This is a genomic window from Nitrososphaera viennensis EN76, assembly GCF_000698785.1.
Taxonomy (GTDB): Archaea; Thermoproteota; Nitrososphaeria; order Nitrososphaerales; family Nitrososphaeraceae; genus Nitrososphaera; species Nitrososphaera viennensis.
Window position 1 is genome coordinate 2,316,535 of the sequence record NZ_CP007536.1, and the last position, 19,838, is coordinate 2,336,372.

The following is a 19,838-nucleotide window of genomic DNA, read 5'->3' on the forward strand; positions in this document are numbered from 1 at the left end:
ATAACCACTCATATGTGGAAAGTAATGATGCCGAGGAAAATAGCCTTCGGCGAGAACGCTGCAAAAGAATTCCAGTATCCCAAGAACTCCCTTGTGATAACCACCACGACGCCCGACATTTACAACAAGTGGCTCGACTACATGGGAATCAAGAACTACGAGGTGTACGACAAGGTGACGCCGGACCCGTCGATTGAGGCGATAGAGGCCATCAAGAAGCAGTACGAGGGCAGGGAGATCGGCGCCTACATCGGCCTTGGCGGCGGAAGCTCGATGGATGTCTGCAAGTACCTATCAAAACTGACAGGCATCCCCAAGATCCTTATTCCGACGACGTTTGGTACGGGCGCGGAGATGACCACGTACGCGGTTATCAGCTTTGAGCACAAGAAAAAGCTCCTGCAGGACGAGGCGTTTTTGGCAGACGCGGCAATAGTGGACCCGTACTTTTTGCCCGGCACTCCGTTTAACATCCTGCGCAACTCTGCGTGCGACGCGGCTGCCCAGGCGTCTGAAGGCTATGACAGCAAGGCCGGAAACCCGTTCACGCAGTTCTTTTGCAGGGAGGCCTTTGACATCCTCTACGACGCGATAATGAACGACAAGCACCACCTGCTCCCGTACGGCGCCATGCTCTCCGGCATCGGCTTTGGCAACTCGTCAACAACGCTTGGGCACGCACTCTCGTACGTCTTTTCCAATGAAGGCGTGCCGCACGGCTATGCGCTCTCCTCGTGCACCACGGTTGCGCACAAGTTCAACAACTCGCCGTACTACAAGCGCTTCAAGGAGATAGCGCAAAAGTTCAAGTTCGAGCCATTGAAATTGAAGCAGCCGCTTGACGCGGCAGCCGACGTCATCATGCCTGACAGGGGCCACCTGGACAACAACCCTATTCCTGTCAGCAAGCAGGACGTCATCAAGTGCCTTGACGAGATAGTGAATACGAACCCGCTGGCCTAGGCTGCGGGGACTTGCTCCTTTTCTAGGTACGCAATTCGGAGGGGAGGGGGGCGTGCTTCCAGTGGAACTTTCATTTTTCCATTAATTCTTTTATGTATGCCGGCAGCGGTCGCGAGTTTCCAGATCGCCGTCGCGTACGTGTTCCGCATAGCCCAAAACCTTTAAATTCAGAATGCCAGAGTTCCTTTCCTAATGACTGTTATAAAGAAGAGCATGGAAATCAACGCTCCAGTCAACGAGGTGTTCACTTATTTTGCGAGGCCGGAGCACATGGCAGACCAGTTCCCCGAGAACATGGGTCTGAACGTCGTGCCAGTGGAGGTAAAGAACGGCTTTGGCGTAGGGACAATTTTTAGGATCAACGGAGATTTTGACGGCAAGAGGCTCGAATGGGACTGCGAGACCATCGAGTACATCCCGCTGAAAAAGATCGTGGCCAAGATGATAGAAGGCCCGTTCAAGAGGTGGCAGATTGCAGTCACGTTTGACGAGCTGGGCGAGCGCAAGTCCAACGTCACGCTTGAAGTCGACTATGACATGCCGATGGGCCCGCTGGGCGGATTCCTCGACAAGGTCAAGCTGAGCAAGATCGCCGAGCGCGGCATGGAAAACGGCCTGCTCCGCGTAAAGGCGCTGCTTGAAGGCACCGGCTCCATTCCAGTCTATATCACCCTTGATGCGTACAGGCACATCATCAAGGAAAAGATGGAGATGAACTGCTCTGTCTCTGAAGCTATAGTCAAGATCATCAAGGACAGGCAGGAAGCTCTGGCCAAGACGGCCTGATCTTTTTTCCTTTTCTTCTCTTCTCTCTTCTTCTTTTACGTTTAAATAACGCATTTTACACGATTGATTTCGCGGGTTCGTAGCTCAGCCAGGTAGAGCGTTTGGCTCTTAACCAATCAGTGTATTTCACTGGGTTAAAATGTCGTGGGTCCGAATCCCACCGAACCCGCTTTATCCTTGGCACCTGTACAGTGTAAACTAGAGTACACAAGTATATCTTGCCTCTCTTGGGAGCAATGGACAAAATTGCCATCAGTCTGAATACCAGCAATTGAAATTGCTCTGAAGCCAATACAACAGCCGACCTTCGGCCAAATCAGAAACCATTTCCAATTGTATTATCGCTTACTCGCCGCTGCCCCTATTATCGCCCTTATTGTTTCAGTCCATACTCTTTGGCTTTCAGAATTGCTCGTTTGTAATAGCAACTTGTTTGTCGCCAGGCCATTGTAGAGGGCCATGAGGCCTGCGGCAATAGTATCGACGTCGATATCTTTTCTGAAAAAGCCTCTCTCAATCTGGGCCTTTAGAAATTCTTTTACAGCTTGGTATACCTTGTTCTGATATTCAGCCAGTATTTTCCTTAACTTTGGGTTGCGCGTGGACAGTGCAATCATTTCAAACCATATCATGTCGCCGCCCAGACTTGCCCTCTGGTATTCATCATAAAACCTCTCGGCATCTGACATAATGTTCTCTTTCTTGTTGAATGATCTGGATAGCTGATTTCTCAATTGTTCCAGGTTGTATTCACATAATGCAAAAAAGAGGTCTTCCTTGCTCTTGAAATAAAGGTATAGTGTGCCCTTGGCCAACCCGGACGATGCGGCAATATCTTCCATTCTTGTTTTGTCAAACCCGTTCCTGGCAAAGTTCTCGACTGCTGACTGGATGATCCTTTCCTTGAGCTCTGCCCTATACTGCGAAGTAGCTTTTGTTCGCATCGTACTTGTTATTTCTCATTGGGTATTTGTAATGTAAAACCCTTTACTTAATAAATATGACTGACCAGTCAGTCATATTTATTAATGGCAGCATCGCATTAACTGCCATGTCGTTGAAGTTGTCCACTTCTCGCATGAACGTCCTACTGACGGCATTACTCGTGGCTACCACTGGCGGAATCCTGCAGATAGGCGGTGCCAGCTGGGACATCACATCTCATATCCTGAGGCAGCCAGAAACGTTTTTCACTCCGTCTCATGCGATGCTTTATACAGGCACAGGCCTGACCGCAATTGCAGCAGCCATCGGCTTGGTAGTTTTTCTAAAAAATAAGCAAGAAATCCGCAGCAGGTCATTTTACACTGCCTTTAAATTATTGATAATAGGAGCAGCCATCCAACTCGTCTCTGGGCCCGGCGACTTTATGTGGCATTCAGTCTTTGGTGTCGACGGTCTTATGAGCCCGCCTCACTTGTCGCTTGCAACGGGCATCTTGATTGGTACTATTGCAGCCGTGGTCGGCCTTGCAAGGATTCTGCCGCACATAGAATCAAAGAGGAATCAAAGGTTGGCCAAAACCGCGCTGGTCCCGGCGTTTGCAGCCCTCTGGTTTTCATCCATCTGGTACATCTTTTTCTTTGTGCTGCCTCTTTCAAACGGCCAGAACTTTACGTTCAACCCTGACCCGGCGGCCGCCATAGTGATTGCAACTACCGTCCTTCCATTTATGAGCGCAATGATATTTCTGGTTTCAGCCCGGACCATAGGCAAGCTGGGCGCAGCGACTGCGGTTGCAGGCGTTGTAATCAGCATGAACGTGCTTGCAAACATTGTTCCGGCATCCAATTCTTGGGGTCATTCCTTCCCTGGCAATTGCTCGCCATCATTCCAGCCATTGTTGGAGCAGACGTTGCGATCCATAAAGTAGTGCGCCCCCGGACTGGGATGATGATTGCAGGAGCCCTGATTGGCATTACATTCTATGTCTTTAACTATCCCATGCTTCCAATGGCGTTTGCAGAAATCTTACATCAGCCTAATGCATCCATCGCTGACATCCTGCCAAGCATGTCTGCCACGCTTTGGCAGGTCATCGGTATGACGGCTGTACCAAGCGCGCTTGCAGGCGTCGTTGGCGCAATAATGGGAGCAAAGATGATAGAAAAGCCGCAGGCTCGAGTGATAATATCGTGACAGGCGCTGCTATATCAAGACATGATAAAGTTTAGGGCTTTGGCAGCCGAACCCTTCTATATGCAGTATGTTCGAATCCCGCTGCATAATCCATTCTGACGATCTATCTTCAGAATTTGACGGGCATTTTTTTATACGATTGCGCCGTTCCTACACTTTATGAGTGGTGCGTTTGACCCGCAAAAGTTCAAGTCAGCACAACGCCAGGGGTGGGATAGCGTTGCAGAAGGGTGGAAAAAGTGGTGGAAGATTATTGAAGAGAGTGGACAGGTAGTATCTGACAGACTGATCGAACTTGCAAGAATCCAGCAAGGCAATCATGTACTGGATGTTGCAACAGGAACAGGAGAGCCTGCTGTCACTGCGGCAAGAAAGGTCGGCTCTGGCGGGAAGGTGACTGCAATCGATCTTTCCCCGGGGATGCTTGCCATCGCAAGAGAGAGGGCAAAGGAAATCGGGCTGGCAAACATCATAGAATTTGAAGAGGGCGACGCAGAATCCTTCCACCTCCCTTCCCAGAGGTTCAACGCCATTGTTTCCAGATTTGGACTGATGTTTATGCCTGACCTTCCAAATGCGTTGAAAACTATGAGGGAAGCACTTGTCCCGGATGGGCGAATAGCCGCAGCAGTCTGGTCGAGCCCCCAGAAAGTCCCTTCATTCCTCCTGCCCCTTGAAATCGTGATGAAGGAGACTGGCACTCCTCCTCCGCCACCGGGCACACCCGGGCCTTTCAACCTGGCAGATACGAACCTTCTGCGCGAAAGATTCGAGCAGGCCGGATTTCAGGACATCCGCATAGAGAGCAATACGATGAATTTCAGACTGCCCTCTGCCGAGGAATACGTGGATTTCGTCCGAAGTACGGCCGCTCCGCTTACGGCCATGATGGCAGGATTGCCGCCTGCAAGGCAGGAGGAAATCTGGAATAAAGTAGTAGGCGCTTCAAGGAAATACTCTGACCCTGCCACTGGAAGCGTCAATTTCACGAATGAAGTGATATACGTATCGGCAAAGCGATAGGCTGGTGCTCTAGAGAGGGATAATCTGCCTGGTTCTGTTGCATCGTAGTCGCCGGATGTAAAATTTCATCCGTGATCAACTAACCGAGACGCAAGCGCTACAGTACATTGAGTCCTTTCTTCATTCCGGAAGAAAAAACTGTAAAGAAAGGTGATTCGGAGAAAACCAACTGGGAATGAAAAAAAGATTGAGCACGCGATTTATTTCGTCAAATCGACTTTTGTAGAGCATATGGCACTGCAGAGAAAGGTGCGTGGAGGAGAGGGGCGCGGAAAACTTGACAAAAGGATAACAACAACAGATTGCGAGCTTATCGAAAGAGACCCATTTACGGGTCAGGTAATAAGATCAGAAAGGCACGAGATCCTGCTAAAAGAAAATAGATGTAGCATCAGTAGATCTCACATCTGCGGCAGCGAACCAACGAATTTCAAGTGACAAAAAAATAGGGGGGTCTACGGAATCAACCTCCGTCATCCTTGACAAGACCAGCCGCTTTGAAAAAGCTCGTCAAGGCGTGCACGTCGTTTATTCCGTAATAGTTTTGCATTGCACTAATCAATGCGCGGTCGTAGGATAGGTGCGACATTTGCAGCAGTATTTGCACATTCATCACTGTTAAGTATTCTTGCAAAAAAGGCGGCGTTTCTCGACAATCTTGCACATACACATGCTGATGCGCATCACAGAGAGTTGACAGTCAAACCGTCGTGGACATCGAGCGCGCGGAGATTATCGATTCTTGTTGTTTACAGAGGAATAGCAAAGGTATCCGCCTATTGCGACAAGCGCTCCTGCAATGTTGGAACCCGGGAAAAACATGACCGCGCCGAGGATGATCGTATGGACTGTCCGCTCGCCCTTGCCGGCAATTATGTCGCTTCTGAACTTGAATGCCAGTATTCCCATGGCCGCGCCGACAACCACTATTCCAAAGAATATAGCCAGAAATCCGGCAGGCACAAACCCTGCGGGGAATATGCCTCCTGGCCCCAGGCTGCCCATTAAAACCAGCATTATTGCTGGAAAGACAAGGGCAAGGATTCCTCCAATCCTGACAAGCGTCAATCCAAGCAAGCCTGAAGTTGCTGCTGCTATTATCATGGATTGCAGACATTTCGTTGTCCCTCAAAAGCACTCATGCCGTTTAGTCTTTACTGAAAATCTTTCTATACTAATAATATCGGCAGCCTGCTTGTCTGTCTCTGGACACGGATGATGCCACTGCCGCTGGATGAACTGACACATTGTAACTCCTTAAAGTGATAACTTGCTCTAATAATGCAAGAGGGTGTATGTGAGAGAAGATGCCCATTACCGACCCCTTCAAAAAACAGATCGCCCAGCATCGCAGGCTGTATTTCAAGATATGCTTCAGGTGTAGTGCCAAGAACGATATCAGTGCAAAAAGATGCAGGAAATGCCATAGCCACCAGATGAGGCTCAAAAACAGGACGCTAGGCGCAAAGAAGTAGTATGAGATGATGGAACTGTCGCAATCATTGAAATCTTTCTTGGATATTGCCGCACCTATACTACCACTTGTTCCTGTTCATCGTCGATGATGACTGGACAAAGCTTCTCATCAATGCGATTACTCCTGCTATTGACGCTGCTGCCAGGATCATGGCCAGCGAGGTGCCAAGCTCCGGAACCACGACGACTCCGATCGCTCTTCCGGCCCGGCTCGAGTCGGGAGCGCCAGAGCCTGCTGCCGGATCTTGAATCTCTTTAACGTATATTTCCAGGTGGTATTCCGCGTTTTCCGGGAACACGAGCGTTTCGGTATCGTTTCCGCCCTTTGCGATAATGTTCTCCCTCATTGTAACCTGGCTTCCGTTCTGATCCAGGATCATGAGGTCGTATTTTACGTCGTCGGCCACTGGATTGCCTGTGAACTGATCATAGAATTTCAGTCCCAGTTCGATATCTTTGCCTGCAGCCAGCTGGTCAGGATTCCAGTCGAGCGACACGATCACACTGCCCGTGTCGGTGAACAGCCTGGTCGATGTCTCCACAATATCTGCATCGGGCGACAAGCTGAACTTCATTGTGCCCTGCTTGTTGTTTATCTGCGGGCTTTGCTCAACGAGCTGTATGATCTGAGCCTTGTTTATCAAAAAGTGTACTATGAGTTCCGAACCGGATGAATAAGGGTCGACTGCTAACGAGGATGCTCCAAGCTCCATTCCATCGACAGAACCGGCAAAGCGCATTCCATCTGCCAGCTCTGTAAAATTACGGGGGATCCTGACTTCCTCGTGTATGAAAATGTCTGGCTCGTTCTTTATCCTCGTGATGTTGTAGTTGAAAGGCATGCGCCAGGCCAGTTCCTTCTTGCCTTGGTCGAGTGAAAGGTCTGTCACCTCGTCATAGTACGAGATTACGGTCATGTTGTAGTCCTTGTGATTGTACTGCACGGCCTGGCTGTGGATGTCCCCGACGCTGAGGTAGACGTCAAATTTCGGGATGCTGTCCTGCTCAAATATGTTCAGCGGCGAATCTATCCCGAATACTTCCACATGGATTTGATAAAGCCCTCCTTCAAGCAGGATCGGCGCCCTGAGGTTGATCACTCCAGCCTGGTCGGCTTCCCACGCATCCAGGTGGGGTTCCTTGTTTGCATAGATGACAGGCTCGCCGGGGGACGGCTGTATCTTGAGCCTGAGGATGCCTTCCCGAGAATGAAACAAGTCTGGGGCAAGCAACTGCTTGCCGTCTTTTAGGACCGACAAGAACAAGGATGTGAACTTGATGGTTTCATTCGTGTTTGCATCGTACAGTCTGAACATAATTGAGGCATCCTGGATGTTTTCGCTTGTCAAGACGGGCGGGCTTATCCTGACCAGCAGTTTTCCGTCCCTTCCTTTCAGGGACGCATTAATCTCCTTCCGATCTCCGCCGTCGGCAAAGGCCTTGCCAAAGTTAGCAGCACCAACAAACTGTGACGACAGCAGAAAGAAGAAAAAAATGAGTAGGACAAAGAGCCTGCCAAACCCGCGGCTATGAAGAACTATACGCAGCAGATGCCCGAGCAATAACTGATCTATCTCTCAATGGAATCCCTGAACTCGGATATCAGTCTATCTTCCAGTATAGTATCATTGGACTGGTGATTTCTGTCGCCTGGTTTTGAATCATTTTATACTGTGGCTGATTATGGCTTTTGCAGGTTCGGCAGAATTGCGAAAATGATGTACAACACTATGGCAAAAACACTGTCATGGCAAGGCCAAAGACGAGAATCCCTTTCGCGTTTCCTCTTATGAACGGGTCTATCGACACGCGAACATACACTTGAGACCGCGATAGTTAAGGTTAAGAAAAAAAGAAAGAGGGGAGAACGTCACTCTCTTTCTTTATTATGCTGTAGGGTCCCAGCAGCCGCATTCATCGTCGTATACGTAGTCGTCGTACTTCCAGTTCTCCTCTTCCTCTTCTTCTTCGTCGCTGCTGCCTCCGTCGCCTCCGTTGCCGCCATTACCACCGTTTCCTCCATTTCCTTCATCGCCAGCATTGCCGGAACCGTGACTATCGCCACCGTCCCCTCCATTTCCGCCATTACCACCGTTCCCACCGTCGCCGGCGGCAAACGCATTGGCAGGCATGACAAAGGCAAATGATGCCAGTGCGGCACTTGCTATCAGCATTGATAGCAATGCCGCTTTGTTTTTGATGATGTTGTTGTTATTCGACATCTTGCGTTATCTTGCAGCCAATGTTTTAAAGCGTTGAGAAGGGTAACTTGAGAATTCTTCAACAGAGAACAGGATAATTGATTTTCAGCAGATCTTGCCATAACTAAGGTTTTCACTCGACATTTGTGGAAGAAATGACCATCTATGCAGTCCATGCAAGCTCGGCCGGGCAACCAATCAAGCACATGAGCCAATAATCTGCGATAGTTGGGTGCCAATCCTCACAGCTCTGCTGCATGAACCCGTCTTCGTCATCTTTTGCGTCGCCCCCCCCCAAAATTATCGGTACAAGGGATATGAGCAGTACTCTGGGTCTTTTCTTTTTCCTGAAACCTCAAGGCTAAACATGCCTTTTGCCGTCTAGAAAGATAATATCTGGCTGTTAAAGAATGTGCGTGTGTGTGCGTCATGCAGTGTAAAATCTCACTACTGGGCTGGGGTTGATGGCGCTGGCAGCCGGCCCGCTTTTCGTACCTGCTACTACTACTGCTGCCCTTCAGCAGCAGCCTCAACCCTGCATTTCCCTAGATCAATGAGACGTGTGATTATCACGATAGCTATACATCGTCGCCGCCGTATCTTCTTGTCAGCTCTGTTGCCTTTGTGAGCAATTCTGACAGCTGCTCCCTTGAAGGCCTGGTCTGCTTGAAAAACTCTACATTCATTCCAAGCAAGCCAAGCTGAGCGTACAGGTCGTCGTCCGGGTTTGTCATGGACGTAATAATGACATTCATGATTTATTTAAGCAAACACAAAGAAGACTCTGTTACCGTCTACTTTTGTCCGGCTCTGTACGGCTGTACAGGATAGATTGCTGAGTGGAATTACTTATAGAATAACCGGAGTGTGCAGCCCGCAAAACGCGCAAGAAACCCCGCTTTTCTTCATTATTTCAGACAACTTTTAACTGGCTCTGGGCAAACCCCACTTGTATAATTAATCATGACGCCTGCAAAAAAGAAATTTGCACTTGCCGCAGCAGGGGGAGCAGCGATAATCATCTTTGCAATCGTGAAGCTCGTCTTTACCCTGAACGGCTCGTAGTACTAGTAGTATTAACAAGCAGCTTTTTTGCAGCCTGCACGGTTCCCTCTACTGTATGGTGCTTTGCTTCGCGGTGCCTGACTTTTCTTCTTTTTAGCTCGGCGCTTGTGAACGGTCCTATCGACACCACTGCCTGCACAAGCCGGTCTACGCGCACCCCTCCAAGCCTGTCGACGATTTCAAAAAACGACCGGACGTTTGACGCGCTGGTAAACACTATCGCGTCGATTTCTCTGTCCAAAAGCATCCTGTAGAATTTTTTCCACGCCGGCGTGATGCTGGCGGTGCGCACAGAGTACAGGAAAACCTCGTCGACTGCTGCCATGCCAAGGTCCAAAAGCGCCTTTGCGGCATAATCGCCTGCCTCCGCGCTGCGCGGGATTATGATCTTTTTGCCCCTGTGACTGTCTTTTGATGATGATGACGATGACGACGACAGCAGCTCCACAAGCCCTATCGAAGAAAAGGCCTTGGGCATCATGGCGACCCTGACGCCGCGCTTTTCCAGCTCCTGCTTTGTCTTTGGCCCGACTGCGATGACCTCTGTCGACTCTAGCGCGGAGGCGATCCTTTCTTTTCCGCCGAGTTCAAAAAGCACGGCGACTGCCTGCGCGCTCATGAAAGCGCAATAGTCGTGCTTTTTTTCCTCAAGCAGTTTCAGGAACTGCCGCGCAGCCTTGCGGCCCTCCGGGACGATTTCGATGGCCTGGATGGGGACGGCTTTTCCGCCTTCTTTTTTCACGAGCCTTGAAAACTCGGCTGCTTCCTTTCTGCCCCTCGTTATCGCAAGGACCTTGCCCTCAAGGCCTGGCACCCTTGCCACCGCCTCCTCCTTCTCCTCCTCCAAACCACGCGATTTTTTCATGAAGCGAAGCAACTTTGCCTATTACAATAATCGCAGGCGGCTTTATCTCGCTCTTGCTTGCGACCCTGGCGGCTGTCGCAAGCGTCCCCATGACGACCCTCTGCCTTGCAGTGGTGCCGTTTTCGATGATCGCGATTTTTGTGTCCTTCTTCATGCCGCCCTTTATTAGGTCTTTTGATATCTCTTCCAGCTGGCCGATGCCCATAAGCACGACGACCGTGTCGACTGCGCCCGGCAGCTTTTTCCAGTCGACCGACACCTCATCGTCACCCTTGTTGTCTACTCCTTCGTGCCCTGTTGCAATCGCGACGGCAGACGAATAGCGCCTGTGGGTCAGCGGGATGCCGGCGTACGCCGGCCCGGCTATGGCAGACGTGATGCCCGGGATTATCTCAAACGGGACTTTGCGCTCCAGCAGGTATTCTGCCTCCTCTGCGCCCCTGCCAAAGATGAACGGGTCGCCCCCCTTCAGTCGGAGCACGCTCTTGTTCTTTCTGGCGTATTTTACCATCAGCTCATTCGTGCGCTTTTGGTGCGTGGTGGGGTCGCCAACCGCCCTTCCGACGTACACCTTTTCCGCGCTTTTCGGTATCTGGTCGATTATCTCCTGCCCGACGAGGCGGTCGTAAAGCACCACGTCGCAGCTCTTCAAGAGCTCCATCGCGCGCACAGTCATCAGCTTGGGGTCGCCGGGGCCCGCCCCGCAGATGTACACCCTGCCTATACTCATGCCTTTTTGTTCCACTCCTCGACGGCCCTGCGCCAGCCCTCTGCCATCTCTTGCGCGCCCTGCTTGACGAGGAGGTCCGCGACACTCCTGCCCAGCTTTTCCGCGTTCTTGGCGCTGCCCGTCTTCCTTACCTTGATGTTCCTGCTCCCGTCTACCGAAAACACGCTTGCATAGAGCGTTATCTTGCCGCCTTCCTTTGTCGTCACCGCGACTGCGCCAAGCGGGAACCTGCATCCCCCTTCCACCTTCTCGATGAGCGCGCGCTCGGCAGTAACCTCCGCCCTCGACCTCGGGTCCTCGATGCTCCGGAGCATCTCTATCGTCTTTTTGTCGTCGCGCCTGCACACAATGGCAATCGCGCCCTGCCCCGGCGCCGGGACAAAGTCGCGCACCCCAAACCTTTCTACTATCACGTCTTTCATGCCTATCCTTGTAAGCCCTGCCTCGGCAAGCACGACTGCGTCAAACTCGCCGCTTATCACTTTTTTCACGCGCGTCTCGACGTTTCCGCGTATCGGCTTGACTGAAATGTCGGGCCGCTCCTTCATCAATTGAATCGCTCTGCGCAGGCTGCTCGTGCCCACCACAGAGCCGGCGGCAAGCTCTTTCAGCTTTTGCCCCTTTTCGTTCACAAGGACGTCGTTGGGGCTTGCCCTTTTTGGTATGCATGCGACTATCAGCTCGTCTGAAAGGTCGTTTGGGATGTCCTTGAGGCTGTGCACCGCAAAGTCGACTTGGCCCTTTTTCACCGCCTCGTTGACCTCCTTTTCAAAGATCCCCTTTTCGTCCATCGTGAACAGGGGCCGCCTGTCGACGTCCCCCTTGGTGCTTATCGTCACGACCTCGAATTTCGCGCCGGGGTGAGCCTTTCTGAGCGCGGCAAGCGCAAGCTCGGTCTGCGCGACTGCAAGCCTGCTTCCCCTCGTGCCTACCCTGATGGTTGTTGCTGTCTTTTTCATTATTTCTGCTGTTCCTTTATCTTTTTGAAAGCCTCGCTGTACGCGTCCACAGTCCTGTCGACGTCGTCCTCGTCGTGAGCGTACGACACAAAGCACGTCTCAAACTGCGACGGCGGTATGAACACGTTGCGCCTTAGCAACTCGTCAAACAATTTCCTGAATTTGGCAGGATCCGCCTTTTTCGCGCTCGCCTCGTCCCTCACCCTGTCGGCGGTGAAAAACACCTGGTACATCGAGCCGATAGAGTTTATCGTGCAATTTATGCCGCCAATGTCCTCGAGCTCCTCCCTGATGCCTTCCACTATGCTGTCGCACGTCCTTGCGACCTGCGGGTAGATAGAGTCCTTGGCCTCAAAGAGCGTCGAAAGTGCCGCAATTGCCGCAGACACCGACACGGGGTTTCCGGCAAAAGTGCTTGCCTGGTACACCCTGCCTGCCGGAGCCAGCTGCTGCATTATCTCCTTGCTCCCTGCAATCGCGCCTACCGGAAAGCCGTTTCCAAGCGCCTTGGCAAAGGTCGCCAGGTCCGGCCTTATCCCAAAGAACTCGCCAGCACCGCCGAGCGCAAGCCTGAAACCCGTGACCACCTCGTCAAATATCAGCACTGTGTCGTTTTGCTGCGTTATCTTTCTGACGTCGCTCAGGTAGTTCTTGTCCGGGAGCACAAGGCCGATGTTTGCAAGCACCGGCTCCATTATCACGCAGGCAGCATCGTCGCGGTTCCTTTCAATAGTGCGCTCCAGCTCTGCCGCGTCGTTGTACGGGGAAACGATGGTCTGCGCCGACGCCTCTTCGAGCACGCCTTCTGAAGCCGGCAGGCTTGCCGCGCCCGACCCTGCCTTTACCAGGACATAGTCGTGCGCGCCGTGGTACCCGCCATCAAATTTTATGACCTTCTTTTTCTTTGTAAACGCCCTTGCAAGGCGTATCGCGTTCATCGTGGCCTCTGACCCGGTGTTGACGAGCCTGACCATGTCGGCGCAGGGGACCGCCTTTGAAACAAGTTCTGCAAGCTTGATCTCAAGCTCGGTCGGCACGCAGTACAGCGTTCCCTTGTCAAGCTGAGACCTGGCCGCGTCGAGCACGGAAGGGTAGCCGTGCCCGAGCAGCATGGCGCCGTAGCCCATGCAATAGTCTGTAAGCGTCCTGTGGTCGGCAGTCACCAGCTTGCTCCCCCTTGCCGAAGCGGCAAAGAACGGGTACGGCTCGAAATAGCGGACCGGGCTGTCGACGCCTCCGGGCAGCACCTTCTTTGCCCTGTTGTACAGCTGCTCTGACCTGCTGCTAGCCGCCGCCACCACGGATGTTTGTCGTTTTTGCGCCATAATAAGCGTATACGTTCATTAATCTGCCGCGGCATTGGGAGGAGCATTGGGGACTACTGCGTTTTCCGCCCTCATGGATGATTTCCGTGCGAACGTGGCCCAGAACCGCGACGCCCTTTTGGCCATGGCAAAAAGGAACCCTCACATGGCGTACCAGAAGGTAAACGAGCTTGCGCTGTTTGTCGGCTCGCGGCACAGAGTCAACCTGCAGCTGCACTTTCCAGTTCCGGCCAAGGTTGCAGACGTCGACTCGTACGGTACGGAAAATGTCGGCATCGTAGTCGACAAGTTCCGCCGGACGTTTCCGGTGCCACGCGAAACGGTAAAACAAAAAGCCGCCGAAATCCTCGGGCCCGGCGCAAAGGCGCTTGACGCCTACATGTACGAGGGCAAGGAGGGGGTCAAGGTGGTGATGGCTGCAGAAGGCCGGATTGAAGTGCTTCCCGGCTCGGTGCACCTGTGGTGCAGGGTGGACAACGAGCGCGTGAAAAAATACGCGGACTGGCTGATGGAAAACGTGTATTTCGTCAGCGCGACAGGCTGACGAGCTCGTACCTGTAGTACAGCTGGTCGTTGATGTCGTACGTCTCTGCCTTGACCGGCATCGGCAGGTCCTTTACGACGTATATCTTGCTAGTGTTGTTGCTCAGCTTGTAGCTGAGCACCAGCGCGTCAAACGTGCCTGCCGGCGTGGTGACTTGCTCCTCGCTCGTTATCTTGACCGTGATCGGAGTCGTGCCGCCTGTGACTATGGTGTTCCACGGCGCGCCCACGACCAGGTACTTGTCCCTTCCGCCATAGTCCATGTCCCTTATCGCAAGTATCGACGACTCGATTGGTTCCAGGTACTGCCTTGCAGGCTCGCTAATGCTTCCTTCCTTGGTGAGCTCTTTTGAAAACATGACGTCAAACTGCTGCGTTCCCTGCGTGCCGTTTACGACGTCAAACGCGGTGCGCCAGCTGTCGCCTGACTTGTTGAATGTTATCGAAACGTTTGCATCGGCAAGCGACGGCGGGCCCTGCGAGTCCACGGTGTAGCCCATCGAAAGGCCGTCTGTGACCTGCGCGCCTATCACGTAAATATCGGCCGAAGTAGGCGGGTTGAATATCGAGGTGTCGCCGCCCGCAAACCCTCCGCCAAACGCGATAATGCCAACGCTCACGCCGATTCCTAGCGCGGAGAACAGGCCGACCATGACTGCGACTTGCTGCTTTGGGGTCACGACAGCTCCTCTTCAGTTTCCTGCCTTATTTATAGAATTTCGGACATTTTAACCTGACATCTTCATTATCCTTTCCCACAGCTTTTCCGGGACTGGCATCACAGACAGGCGCGATATCCTGACAAGCTCCCACTGCGCAAACGCGCTGTCTGCTTTTATCTGGTCAAGGGTCACCGGCTTTTTCAGCCTGCCAGCCGGCCTGACGTCAACCACGACAAGCGACTCGTCTTTCTCCTTTGGGTCCGGGTAGGGGTCTGATATGACTTCCATTATGCCGACTGCCTGCCTTTCGTCGCCGGTGTGGTAGAATATCGCCTTGTCGCCCTTTTTCACGCTCCTCAGGTGCTTGAGCGCAAGGTTGTTTGCCACCCCGTCCCACACTGTCTTGCCGTCCTTTTCCAGCTGCGAATAGTTGTACGTGGAAGGCTCTTGCTTGAACAGCCAGTATGATGATGCCATATACAGCCACCGGTCGGCGGCCGCACAATATAAGTTACAAAGGAGGAAACGCTACGCTGTTGCAGCCGACTGTCCCCAAGATAGACCTGATGGCCGGAATCGAGTGCTACTGCTGCACCGATTTTCCTGGCATCGGCGGGTCGATAAAGCAAGACAGCACATCGTTCAGGGTGTCCGAACTCGTCGACGAGTCGTCGCTTGGCGTTTCAAAAGAGTTTGGCGGCGCGCACCGCTATCCGCTCTACCTGCTGGAAAAGGAGGGAGTGGATTCTAACCACGCGCTGTTTGAAATCGAGCGGGAGCACCGTGTGCGCCTGCGCGTGATGGGGATAAAGGACGCAAAGGCAGTAACGAGCCAGTACGCAGGAACAGAGGGGGCGTGGCAGGGCGCGCCAAAAGAGCTGCGCACAAAGCATACAAGGCTGACGCTCCAGGGCTTTACAAAGAGGCCGCTTGGCAGAAAACTGCTTGCAGGAAACGAGTTTTCCATAATCATCCAGAATCCATTGCGCGACAACATTTCCGGCTTTGAGCGGCAGGTGCAAAAAATAGCCAACTTTTACGGCCTGCAGCGGTTTGGAAGCGAGCGCCTCGTCACCCACCTCGTGGGCAGGGCGATAGTGAAGAAAGACTTTGCAAAGGCGGTGGAGCTCTTGCTGTCGTACACCACAGAGTACGACACCGATTCCAGCCGCGAGATGAGGCGCAGATGCCTCGACCCTTCCGGCTACCGGCAGGCGCTCAAGGAGATGCCCCGGGGCATGGACATTGAAAGGCAGCTCCTGTCCGCGCTTGTGGCAGGCAAAGAACCCATAGCTGCGCTTCGCGCTGTGCCGATACAGATACGCCGGCTCTTTGTGCAGGCGTACCAGGCATACATCTTTAACAGGTGCGTGAGCAGGGCAATCGGGCAGGGCGAGGACATCGCGTCGCCAAAGCAGGGCGACCTGTGCTTTGAGATGGAGGGCCCCTTTACGTTTGGCAGGATAAAGAAATACGATCCTTCTTCTTCTAATGTACAGTCTGTCCCGGCGGTGAGGATGGCCGGCTATACCTTCCAGCCGGGCAAGGGGCGCTTTGAGGAGATGACAAAGGAACTGCTCGCACAGGAAGGAGTCGCTGCAAAGGACTTTTACGTAAAAGAGATGCAGGAGCTGAGCCAGCAGGGCGGATTTCGCCAGGCGCCCCTGTGGTGCAGGGACTTTGTCTGGAAGAAAAACCCCCTGACAGTCTCGTTCAAGCTCCCAAAGGGCTCGTACGCCACCACGCTCTTGCGCGAGCTGATAAAACCGGAAAACCCGGTAAAAGCAGGATTTTGATGGCACGATCAGTGGGCCCTGCCCGCGGAAAGGGAAGAGGCGCCGACCGGGCAGGGCCGCTCTGTTCTTGGGGTTAGCTACCCCTGCTAGCCTGTTTCTGTATTAAAGGCTGGCGTAACATTGTTCACTCTCTCACCTTAACATTGTTCATCGACCTTTAGATATCCTCCGCGCATATTGTACAGTGTGTCGCGGCTGTGGTGCCTCCATCATTATCAACAGCAACAACAACAGCAGCAGTAGCTCAGCAGGCAACAGTATCCTACCGGGACAGGATCTACATCGTCAAGGACATCCTGCTGAAACTGGTGGAGTATGGCGAGCTGAACCAGACCGCGCTTGTCAGCTTTTGCGGGCTGAACCTGAAAAAGCACAAGCCCATACTTGACGACCTTGAATTCAAGGGGCTCGTGCGCCGGTCGGAAAGGACTGCCGGCAAAAGGACGGTCACGTTTTATTCAACGACGGCGTGGGGCATGGAATTTTGCAGGACGATACTGGAGCCGTACGAAAAGATGTTCCCGCGAAGCAAGGGGCATTTCACGCCAGAGTAGTGGTAGTAGTGGTGGTAAAATCCAGCTCGACGCCGCTGTTGCCCGTCTTTTTCATGCTGTACATTTCGTTTGGCATGATGGGAAGCGCCTCAACCGGCGTTTTGCCGCAGCCGGGGCACATGTCAATGCGGGCAGCCGGGCCAAGCCCCGAGGCGCACCAGAGGCACGAATTGCAGATGAGAAAATGGGCGCGCACGCGGGGCTTTTTTCGGGCAGACGGGCGTACAAAAGAAGAATAAGAAGCTGCTGGTCTTTCGATGGCCGCCATATAATGATGATCATGACCTGACGCGCATGCCAAGTTAATTAAAGTCGATTAACAAAGTTAAGGCACCACACTTGCTGCGCGGATCTTCTGCTTGTGCTTCTGGCCGCGGGGCTTGGTGCGCAGCCTGTAGCCGCAGCAGGGGCAGACGTTTCCCTCGCACATTATGAACAGGTCGCATATCTGGCACCTTTTCTGGCCGCTGGCATACCTCCCGGAGCCAATAGTCGTGGTAGCCCTGTAGCTTTCACATCTCCCCCTGCACGACATCAAGCCGCATTTGGACGCCAAGGGGGATAATCCCTTACGTAACAATGTTAAGCAAGATATTATTTGCTACGTGCCTTATCCGGCCCGTACTATGACCGCCACTGCTGTCAGGACTACCACCATGCTTGCCATACTGTTTGCAGGGATAATCATCGGAGGCGTCCTTGGCGCCGGGATAATGGCGTACGCGCCGTCGCTCTGGGCCAAGCCAGCAGAACCAAGCGCGGTTGCGCAGCAGCAGGAGACAACAACTACTACTACGACTGCTGTCGTGCCTGCCGCCGAGCGTGACCTTGTCTCGCTATTCAAGGAGGTGGAAGGCTCGGTGGTGCAGATAACAAGCACCATCTCCACGGTGAACAACAACATCATAATAAACGGCAACCCGCTGACAAGCGAGTCGACCCGGCTTGGCTCCGGCTTTGTCTACGACGCGCAGGGGCTCATCGTCACCAACAACCACGTGGTAGACGGCGCCAGCACAGTCGACGTGACTTTTACAAGCGGCAATACCTATTCCGCAAAGGTGCTTGGGAGGGACGCGTACAGCGACCTTGCGGTGCTCAAGATAACCGACGAATTTACGGAGAAGCTGGAGCCGCTAAAGATAGGCAACTCGACCGACCTGCAGGTGGGCGACCAGGTGGTCGCCATAGGAAACCCGTTTGGTCTCAGCAACACCATGACCACCGGGATAGTGAGCCAGCTTGGCCGGCTCATACCAAACGAGGACAACGACTTTTCGATACCAGATGTCATCCAGACGGACGCGGCGATAAACCCCGGCAACTCTGGCGGGCCCCTCCTTGACATGCAGGGCGAGGTCATCGGCGTCAACTCGGCCATACAGTCAAACACCGGGAGCTTTTCCGGGATCGGCTTTGCAATCTCCTCAAGCGCGGTGCAGCGCATAGTGCCTGCCCTCATAAAGGACGGCAAGTACGACCACCCGTGGCTTGGCATAACCGGCGCAAACCTCATCCCTGACATTGTAGAAAAGCTTGGCCTGCCCAAGAACTCCAAGGGGGTGCTCGTGACCGAAGTCACGGCGGGCGGGCCGGCGCAAAAGGCCGGCATACAGGGCACCGCGTTTGACAGGCTGGGCAACAACATCAGGAGGGCCGGCGACATCGTGACTGCGGTTGACGGCCATGAAGTAAAGCGCATGGAAGACATCATAGCATACCTCGAGCAGCACACGCGCCCCGGCGACGTGGTGACGCTTGACCTGAACAGGGCGGGCCAGCACGTGCAGGCGCACGTGCATATCGAGGCAAGGCCGGGACCCGGTTGACAGGCTACAATATTATATACCGCCGGGTGCTAAAGCGCCGCGATGCTAGGGGACCGCAACCTGCGCGGAATGATAGAAAAGGCGCTTGACCGCCTCAACGACGACCTGAACATCAAGGTCGACAAGAAAAACCCTGACAGGATACACGCGCTTGAAGCGGCGCTTTGCACGCGGTTTTCCTACTATGAGCGCAAGGATCCCCTCTCGGAGGACAACGCGTCCAAGGTCTCGATACTCTTGAGCCACGGCATCCGAAACGCCCTGAGCAACATCAAAGGCGAATACAAGGTCGACAGCCTGACCCTTGACGTGAACGCCGACATGGTGATAGGCGACGAGTTTGTCGTGCGCTTTGAGATAGTGCCCGAGCTCCCAGCGATGCCGCATCCCCGGCACCTGCTGTACCTGAACGCGTGCCTGTTTGCGCTTGGCAAGGACGAGGGCATTCTAATATACATGACCGCGGACGGCAGGACGACAGAATATTCCGTCACAAAGAACAACCGCATGTTCGAGGAAATCGTGCGCAGGGCGCGCGTGCTGAGCACGCTCCTGAAGGACGGCAAGGTCCCGATAGTCGAGCCGTCCGACCTGTGCCTAAAGTGCAAGTACTACTCGCGCTGCTATTCGCGCGAAAAGGCCAAGGAGACCACCGACATGCTGCAGGAAATATTTGGCAAGCTGTCGCCAAAATAAGTGAGTAAAGAAAGAAAGTAAAAAGAGAGGTGGTGTTGCTATTGTTATTATTCCCCGTGACTGGCGCTGCTGCTTCCGTGGGCGTCGACTGCCGCTGACTTGTACCCCTGACTGTATCTCCTCGCCCTTGCCGCAAAGACTATGCCTACTAGGAATGCGAACACTCCTGTTGTCACGCCGAAAATGAACATTTCTTCAGCCATGCCGTATGCGTTTTGCCCAAAGC

At 53.2% G+C, this 19,838-nt stretch carries 26 protein-coding genes and 1 tRNA gene; 13 read left to right on the forward strand and 14 right to left on the reverse strand.

Annotation, left to right across the window (positions count from 1 at the left end):
* The first annotated feature begins 12 nt into the window (after positions 1-12).
* From NVIE_RS13205 to NVIE_RS13215, 3 genes are all read left to right on the forward strand, one after another.
* The gene (locus NVIE_RS13205) at positions 13-963 is read left to right on the forward strand and encodes an iron-containing alcohol dehydrogenase (protein ID WP_075055675.1); all 951 of its coding nucleotides are present in this window, start codon (positions 13-15) and stop codon (positions 961-963) included.
* Positions 964-1,155: 192 nt separating this feature from the next.
* Positions 1,156-1,749 carry an SRPBCC family protein gene (locus NVIE_RS13210; RefSeq protein WP_075055676.1) on the forward strand — a complete coding sequence of 198 codons (594 nt, stop codon included), beginning with the start codon at positions 1,156-1,158 and terminating at the stop codon, positions 1,747-1,749.
* A 73-nt stretch (positions 1,750-1,822) separates the two neighbouring features.
* A tRNA-Lys gene (locus tag NVIE_RS13215) sits at positions 1,823-1,918 on the forward strand.
* Positions 1,919-2,087: 169 nt separating this feature from the next.
* Here NVIE_RS13215 and NVIE_RS13220 read toward each other — a convergent pair.
* A complete protein-coding gene (locus tag NVIE_RS13220; RefSeq protein WP_075055677.1) occupies positions 2,088-2,693 on the reverse strand; it encodes a TetR/AcrR family transcriptional regulator in 606 nt (201 codons plus the stop codon).
* A gap of 134 nt (positions 2,694-2,827) precedes the next feature.
* Between NVIE_RS13220 and NVIE_RS13225 the strand changes: the two genes are divergently transcribed.
* The 4 genes from NVIE_RS13225 to NVIE_RS14990 all read left to right on the forward strand — a co-directional run bounded on the left by NVIE_RS13225 (position 2,828) and on the right by NVIE_RS14990 (position 5,349).
* Complete coding sequence (locus NVIE_RS13225) at positions 2,828-3,622, forward strand: hypothetical protein (protein WP_144239749.1); 795 nt, start codon at positions 2,828-2,830, stop codon at positions 3,620-3,622.
* 17 nt (positions 3,623-3,639) lie between these two features.
* Positions 3,640-3,888 (forward strand): hypothetical protein, encoded by a 249-nt coding sequence (locus NVIE_RS13230; RefSeq protein ID WP_075055679.1) that lies wholly within the window; start codon positions 3,640-3,642, stop codon positions 3,886-3,888.
* Between the two features lie 159 nt (positions 3,889-4,047).
* Positions 4,048-4,911, forward strand: a complete 864-nt coding sequence (locus tag NVIE_RS13235) for a class I SAM-dependent methyltransferase (protein ID WP_075055680.1) — start codon at positions 4,048-4,050, stop codon at positions 4,909-4,911.
* Positions 4,912-5,142: 231 nt separating this feature from the next.
* A complete protein-coding gene (locus NVIE_RS14990) occupies positions 5,143-5,349 on the forward strand; it encodes a hypothetical protein (protein ID WP_144239750.1) in 207 nt (68 codons plus the stop codon).
* Between the two features lie 294 nt (positions 5,350-5,643).
* Here NVIE_RS14990 and NVIE_RS13240 read toward each other — a convergent pair whose 3' ends face one another.
* Positions 5,644-6,015, reverse strand: a complete 372-nt coding sequence (locus NVIE_RS13240) for a hypothetical protein (RefSeq protein ID WP_075055681.1) — start codon at positions 6,013-6,015, stop codon at positions 5,644-5,646.
* 203 nt (positions 6,016-6,218) lie between these two features.
* On the opposite strand from NVIE_RS13240, the gene NVIE_RS13245 reads away from it, so the two are divergent.
* The gene (locus tag NVIE_RS13245; RefSeq protein WP_075055682.1) at positions 6,219-6,386 is read left to right on the forward strand and encodes a 50S ribosomal protein L40e; all 168 of its coding nucleotides are present in this window, start codon (positions 6,219-6,221) and stop codon (positions 6,384-6,386) included.
* A 60-nt stretch (positions 6,387-6,446) separates the two neighbouring features.
* Here the strand turns inward: NVIE_RS13245 and NVIE_RS13250 are convergent, their stop codons facing one another.
* The 7 genes from NVIE_RS13250 to NVIE_RS13275 all read right to left on the reverse strand — a co-directional run bounded on the left by NVIE_RS13250 (position 6,447) and on the right by NVIE_RS13275 (position 13,508).
* The gene (locus NVIE_RS13250) at positions 6,447-7,949 is read right to left on the reverse strand and encodes a hypothetical protein (RefSeq protein WP_075055683.1); all 1,503 of its coding nucleotides are present in this window, start codon (positions 7,947-7,949) and stop codon (positions 6,447-6,449) included.
* Between the two features lie 324 nt (positions 7,950-8,273).
* Positions 8,274-8,609, reverse strand: coding sequence for a hypothetical protein (locus NVIE_RS13255; RefSeq protein WP_075055684.1), 336 nt, complete (start codon positions 8,607-8,609; stop codon positions 8,274-8,276).
* Positions 8,610-9,166: 557 nt separating this feature from the next.
* Positions 9,167-9,322, reverse strand: coding sequence for a hypothetical protein (locus NVIE_RS15645; RefSeq protein ID WP_158435246.1), 156 nt, complete (start codon positions 9,320-9,322; stop codon positions 9,167-9,169).
* Positions 9,323-9,633: 311 nt separating this feature from the next.
* A complete protein-coding gene (locus NVIE_RS13260) occupies positions 9,634-10,500 on the reverse strand; it encodes a uroporphyrinogen-III synthase (RefSeq protein ID WP_075055685.1) in 867 nt (288 codons plus the stop codon).
* The gene (gene cobA, locus NVIE_RS13265) at positions 10,454-11,248 is read right to left on the reverse strand and encodes a uroporphyrinogen-III C-methyltransferase (RefSeq protein ID WP_075056210.1); all 795 of its coding nucleotides are present in this window, start codon (positions 11,246-11,248) and stop codon (positions 10,454-10,456) included. Before cobA ends, NVIE_RS13260 begins: the two co-directional genes overlap by 47 nt.
* Positions 11,245-12,207, reverse strand: coding sequence for a hydroxymethylbilane synthase (gene hemC / locus NVIE_RS13270; RefSeq protein WP_075055686.1), 963 nt, complete (start codon positions 12,205-12,207; stop codon positions 11,245-11,247). The genes cobA and hemC overlap by 4 nt, the downstream gene beginning before the upstream one ends.
* A complete protein-coding gene (locus NVIE_RS13275; RefSeq protein ID WP_227717387.1) occupies positions 12,207-13,508 on the reverse strand; it encodes an aspartate aminotransferase family protein in 1,302 nt (433 codons plus the stop codon). The genes hemC and NVIE_RS13275 overlap by 1 nt, the downstream gene beginning before the upstream one ends.
* Positions 13,509-13,566: 58 nt before the next feature.
* On the opposite strand from NVIE_RS13275, the gene NVIE_RS13280 reads away from it, so the two are divergent.
* Positions 13,567-14,076 carry a hypothetical protein gene (locus tag NVIE_RS13280; RefSeq protein ID WP_144239751.1) on the forward strand — a complete coding sequence of 170 codons (510 nt, stop codon included), beginning with the start codon at positions 13,567-13,569 and terminating at the stop codon, positions 14,074-14,076.
* Here the strand turns inward: NVIE_RS13280 and NVIE_RS13285 are convergent.
* Together NVIE_RS13285 and NVIE_RS13290 are read right to left on the reverse strand one after the other, a co-directional pair.
* Positions 14,060-14,755 (reverse strand): TapB family protein, encoded by a 696-nt coding sequence (locus NVIE_RS13285; protein WP_075055689.1) that lies wholly within the window; start codon positions 14,753-14,755, stop codon positions 14,060-14,062. The genes NVIE_RS13280 and NVIE_RS13285 overlap by 17 nt on opposite strands.
* Positions 14,756-14,803: 48 nt before the next feature.
* Positions 14,804-15,214 carry an EVE domain-containing protein gene (locus NVIE_RS13290; protein WP_075055690.1) on the reverse strand — a complete coding sequence of 137 codons (411 nt, stop codon included), beginning with the start codon at positions 15,212-15,214 and terminating at the stop codon, positions 14,804-14,806.
* Between the two features lie 59 nt (positions 15,215-15,273).
* Here NVIE_RS13290 and truD point away from each other — a divergent pair, with 59 nt between their 5' ends.
* Positions 15,274-16,533, forward strand: coding sequence for a tRNA pseudouridine(13) synthase TruD (gene truD, locus NVIE_RS13295; RefSeq protein ID WP_158435247.1), 1,260 nt, complete (start codon positions 15,274-15,276; stop codon positions 16,531-16,533).
* A 197-nt stretch (positions 16,534-16,730) separates the two neighbouring features.
* Positions 16,731-17,087, forward strand: a complete 357-nt coding sequence (locus tag NVIE_RS13300) for a winged helix-turn-helix domain-containing protein (RefSeq protein WP_227717388.1) — start codon at positions 16,731-16,733, stop codon at positions 17,085-17,087.
* Here the strand turns inward: NVIE_RS13300 and NVIE_RS14995 are convergent.
* The gene (locus NVIE_RS14995) at positions 17,074-17,355 is read right to left on the reverse strand and encodes a hypothetical protein (protein WP_144239752.1); all 282 of its coding nucleotides are present in this window, start codon (positions 17,353-17,355) and stop codon (positions 17,074-17,076) included. The two genes, NVIE_RS13300 and NVIE_RS14995, sit on opposite strands and share 14 nt — an antisense overlap.
* 57 nt (positions 17,356-17,412) lie before the next feature.
* Positions 17,413-17,643 carry a hypothetical protein gene (locus NVIE_RS13310; RefSeq protein ID WP_227717389.1) on the reverse strand — a complete coding sequence of 77 codons (231 nt, stop codon included), beginning with the start codon at positions 17,641-17,643 and terminating at the stop codon, positions 17,413-17,415.
* 70 nt (positions 17,644-17,713) lie between these two features.
* Between NVIE_RS13310 and NVIE_RS13315 the strand changes: the two genes are divergently transcribed.
* Together NVIE_RS13315 and NVIE_RS13320 are read left to right on the forward strand one after the other, a co-directional pair.
* Positions 17,714-18,916, forward strand: a complete 1,203-nt coding sequence (locus NVIE_RS13315) for a S1C family serine protease (RefSeq protein WP_075055693.1) — start codon at positions 17,714-17,716, stop codon at positions 18,914-18,916.
* A 42-nt stretch (positions 18,917-18,958) separates the two neighbouring features.
* Positions 18,959-19,612, forward strand: a complete 654-nt coding sequence (locus NVIE_RS13320; RefSeq protein WP_075055694.1) for a CRISPR-associated protein Cas4 — start codon at positions 18,959-18,961, stop codon at positions 19,610-19,612.
* Positions 19,613-19,659: 47 nt separating this feature from the next.
* Here the strand turns inward: NVIE_RS13320 and NVIE_RS15650 are convergent, their stop codons facing one another.
* Entirely contained in the window at positions 19,660-19,815 is a 156-nt protein-coding gene (locus tag NVIE_RS15650) for a hypothetical protein (RefSeq protein WP_158435248.1), read from the reverse strand.
* Positions 19,816-19,838: the final 23 nt, after the last annotated feature.

What these genes read in the sequence shown, in the direction of transcription:
- NVIE_RS15645 (WP_158435246.1), bottom strand. Translation starts at nt 9,322, where the DNA reads ATGACAAACCCGGACGACGACCTGTACGCTCAGCTTGGCTTGCTTGGA.
- NVIE_RS13290 (WP_075055690.1), bottom strand. Translation starts at nt 15,214, where the DNA reads ATGGCATCATCATACTGGCTGTTCAAGCAAGAGCCTTCCACGTACAAC.
- NVIE_RS14990 (WP_144239750.1), top strand. Translation starts at nt 5,143, where the DNA reads ATGGCACTGCAGAGAAAGGTGCGTGGAGGAGAGGGGCGCGGAAAACTT.
- NVIE_RS13220 (WP_075055677.1), bottom strand. Translation starts at nt 2,693, where the DNA reads ATGCGAACAAAAGCTACTTCGCAGTATAGGGCAGAGCTCAAGGAAAGG.
- NVIE_RS13225 (WP_144239749.1), top strand. Translation starts at nt 2,828, where the DNA reads ATGAACGTCCTACTGACGGCATTACTCGTGGCTACCACTGGCGGAATC.
- cobA (WP_075056210.1), bottom strand. Translation starts at nt 11,248, where the DNA reads ATGAGTATAGGCAGGGTGTACATCTGCGGGGCGGGCCCCGGCGACCCC.
- NVIE_RS13230 (WP_075055679.1), top strand. Translation starts at nt 3,640, where the DNA reads ATGATGATTGCAGGAGCCCTGATTGGCATTACATTCTATGTCTTTAAC.
- NVIE_RS13210 (WP_075055676.1), top strand. Translation starts at nt 1,156, where the DNA reads ATGACTGTTATAAAGAAGAGCATGGAAATCAACGCTCCAGTCAACGAG.
- NVIE_RS13255 (WP_075055684.1), bottom strand. Translation starts at nt 8,609, where the DNA reads ATGTCGAATAACAACAACATCATCAAAAACAAAGCGGCATTGCTATCA.
- NVIE_RS15650 (WP_158435248.1), bottom strand. Translation starts at nt 19,815, where the DNA reads ATGGCTGAAGAAATGTTCATTTTCGGCGTGACAACAGGAGTGTTCGCA.
- hemC (WP_075055686.1), bottom strand. Translation starts at nt 12,207, where the DNA reads ATGAAAAAGACAGCAACAACCATCAGGGTAGGCACGAGGGGAAGCAGG.
- NVIE_RS13235 (WP_075055680.1), top strand. Translation starts at nt 4,048, where the DNA reads ATGAGTGGTGCGTTTGACCCGCAAAAGTTCAAGTCAGCACAACGCCAG.
- NVIE_RS13240 (WP_075055681.1), bottom strand. Translation starts at nt 6,015, where the DNA reads ATGATAATAGCAGCAGCAACTTCAGGCTTGCTTGGATTGACGCTTGTC.
- NVIE_RS13320 (WP_075055694.1), top strand. Translation starts at nt 18,959, where the DNA reads ATGCTAGGGGACCGCAACCTGCGCGGAATGATAGAAAAGGCGCTTGAC.
- NVIE_RS13205 (WP_075055675.1), top strand. Translation starts at nt 13, where the DNA reads ATGTGGAAAGTAATGATGCCGAGGAAAATAGCCTTCGGCGAGAACGCT.
- NVIE_RS14995 (WP_144239752.1), bottom strand. Translation starts at nt 17,355, where the DNA reads ATGGCGGCCATCGAAAGACCAGCAGCTTCTTATTCTTCTTTTGTACGC.
- NVIE_RS13315 (WP_075055693.1), top strand. Translation starts at nt 17,714, where the DNA reads ATGACCGCCACTGCTGTCAGGACTACCACCATGCTTGCCATACTGTTT.
- NVIE_RS13245 (WP_075055682.1), top strand. Translation starts at nt 6,219, where the DNA reads ATGCCCATTACCGACCCCTTCAAAAAACAGATCGCCCAGCATCGCAGG.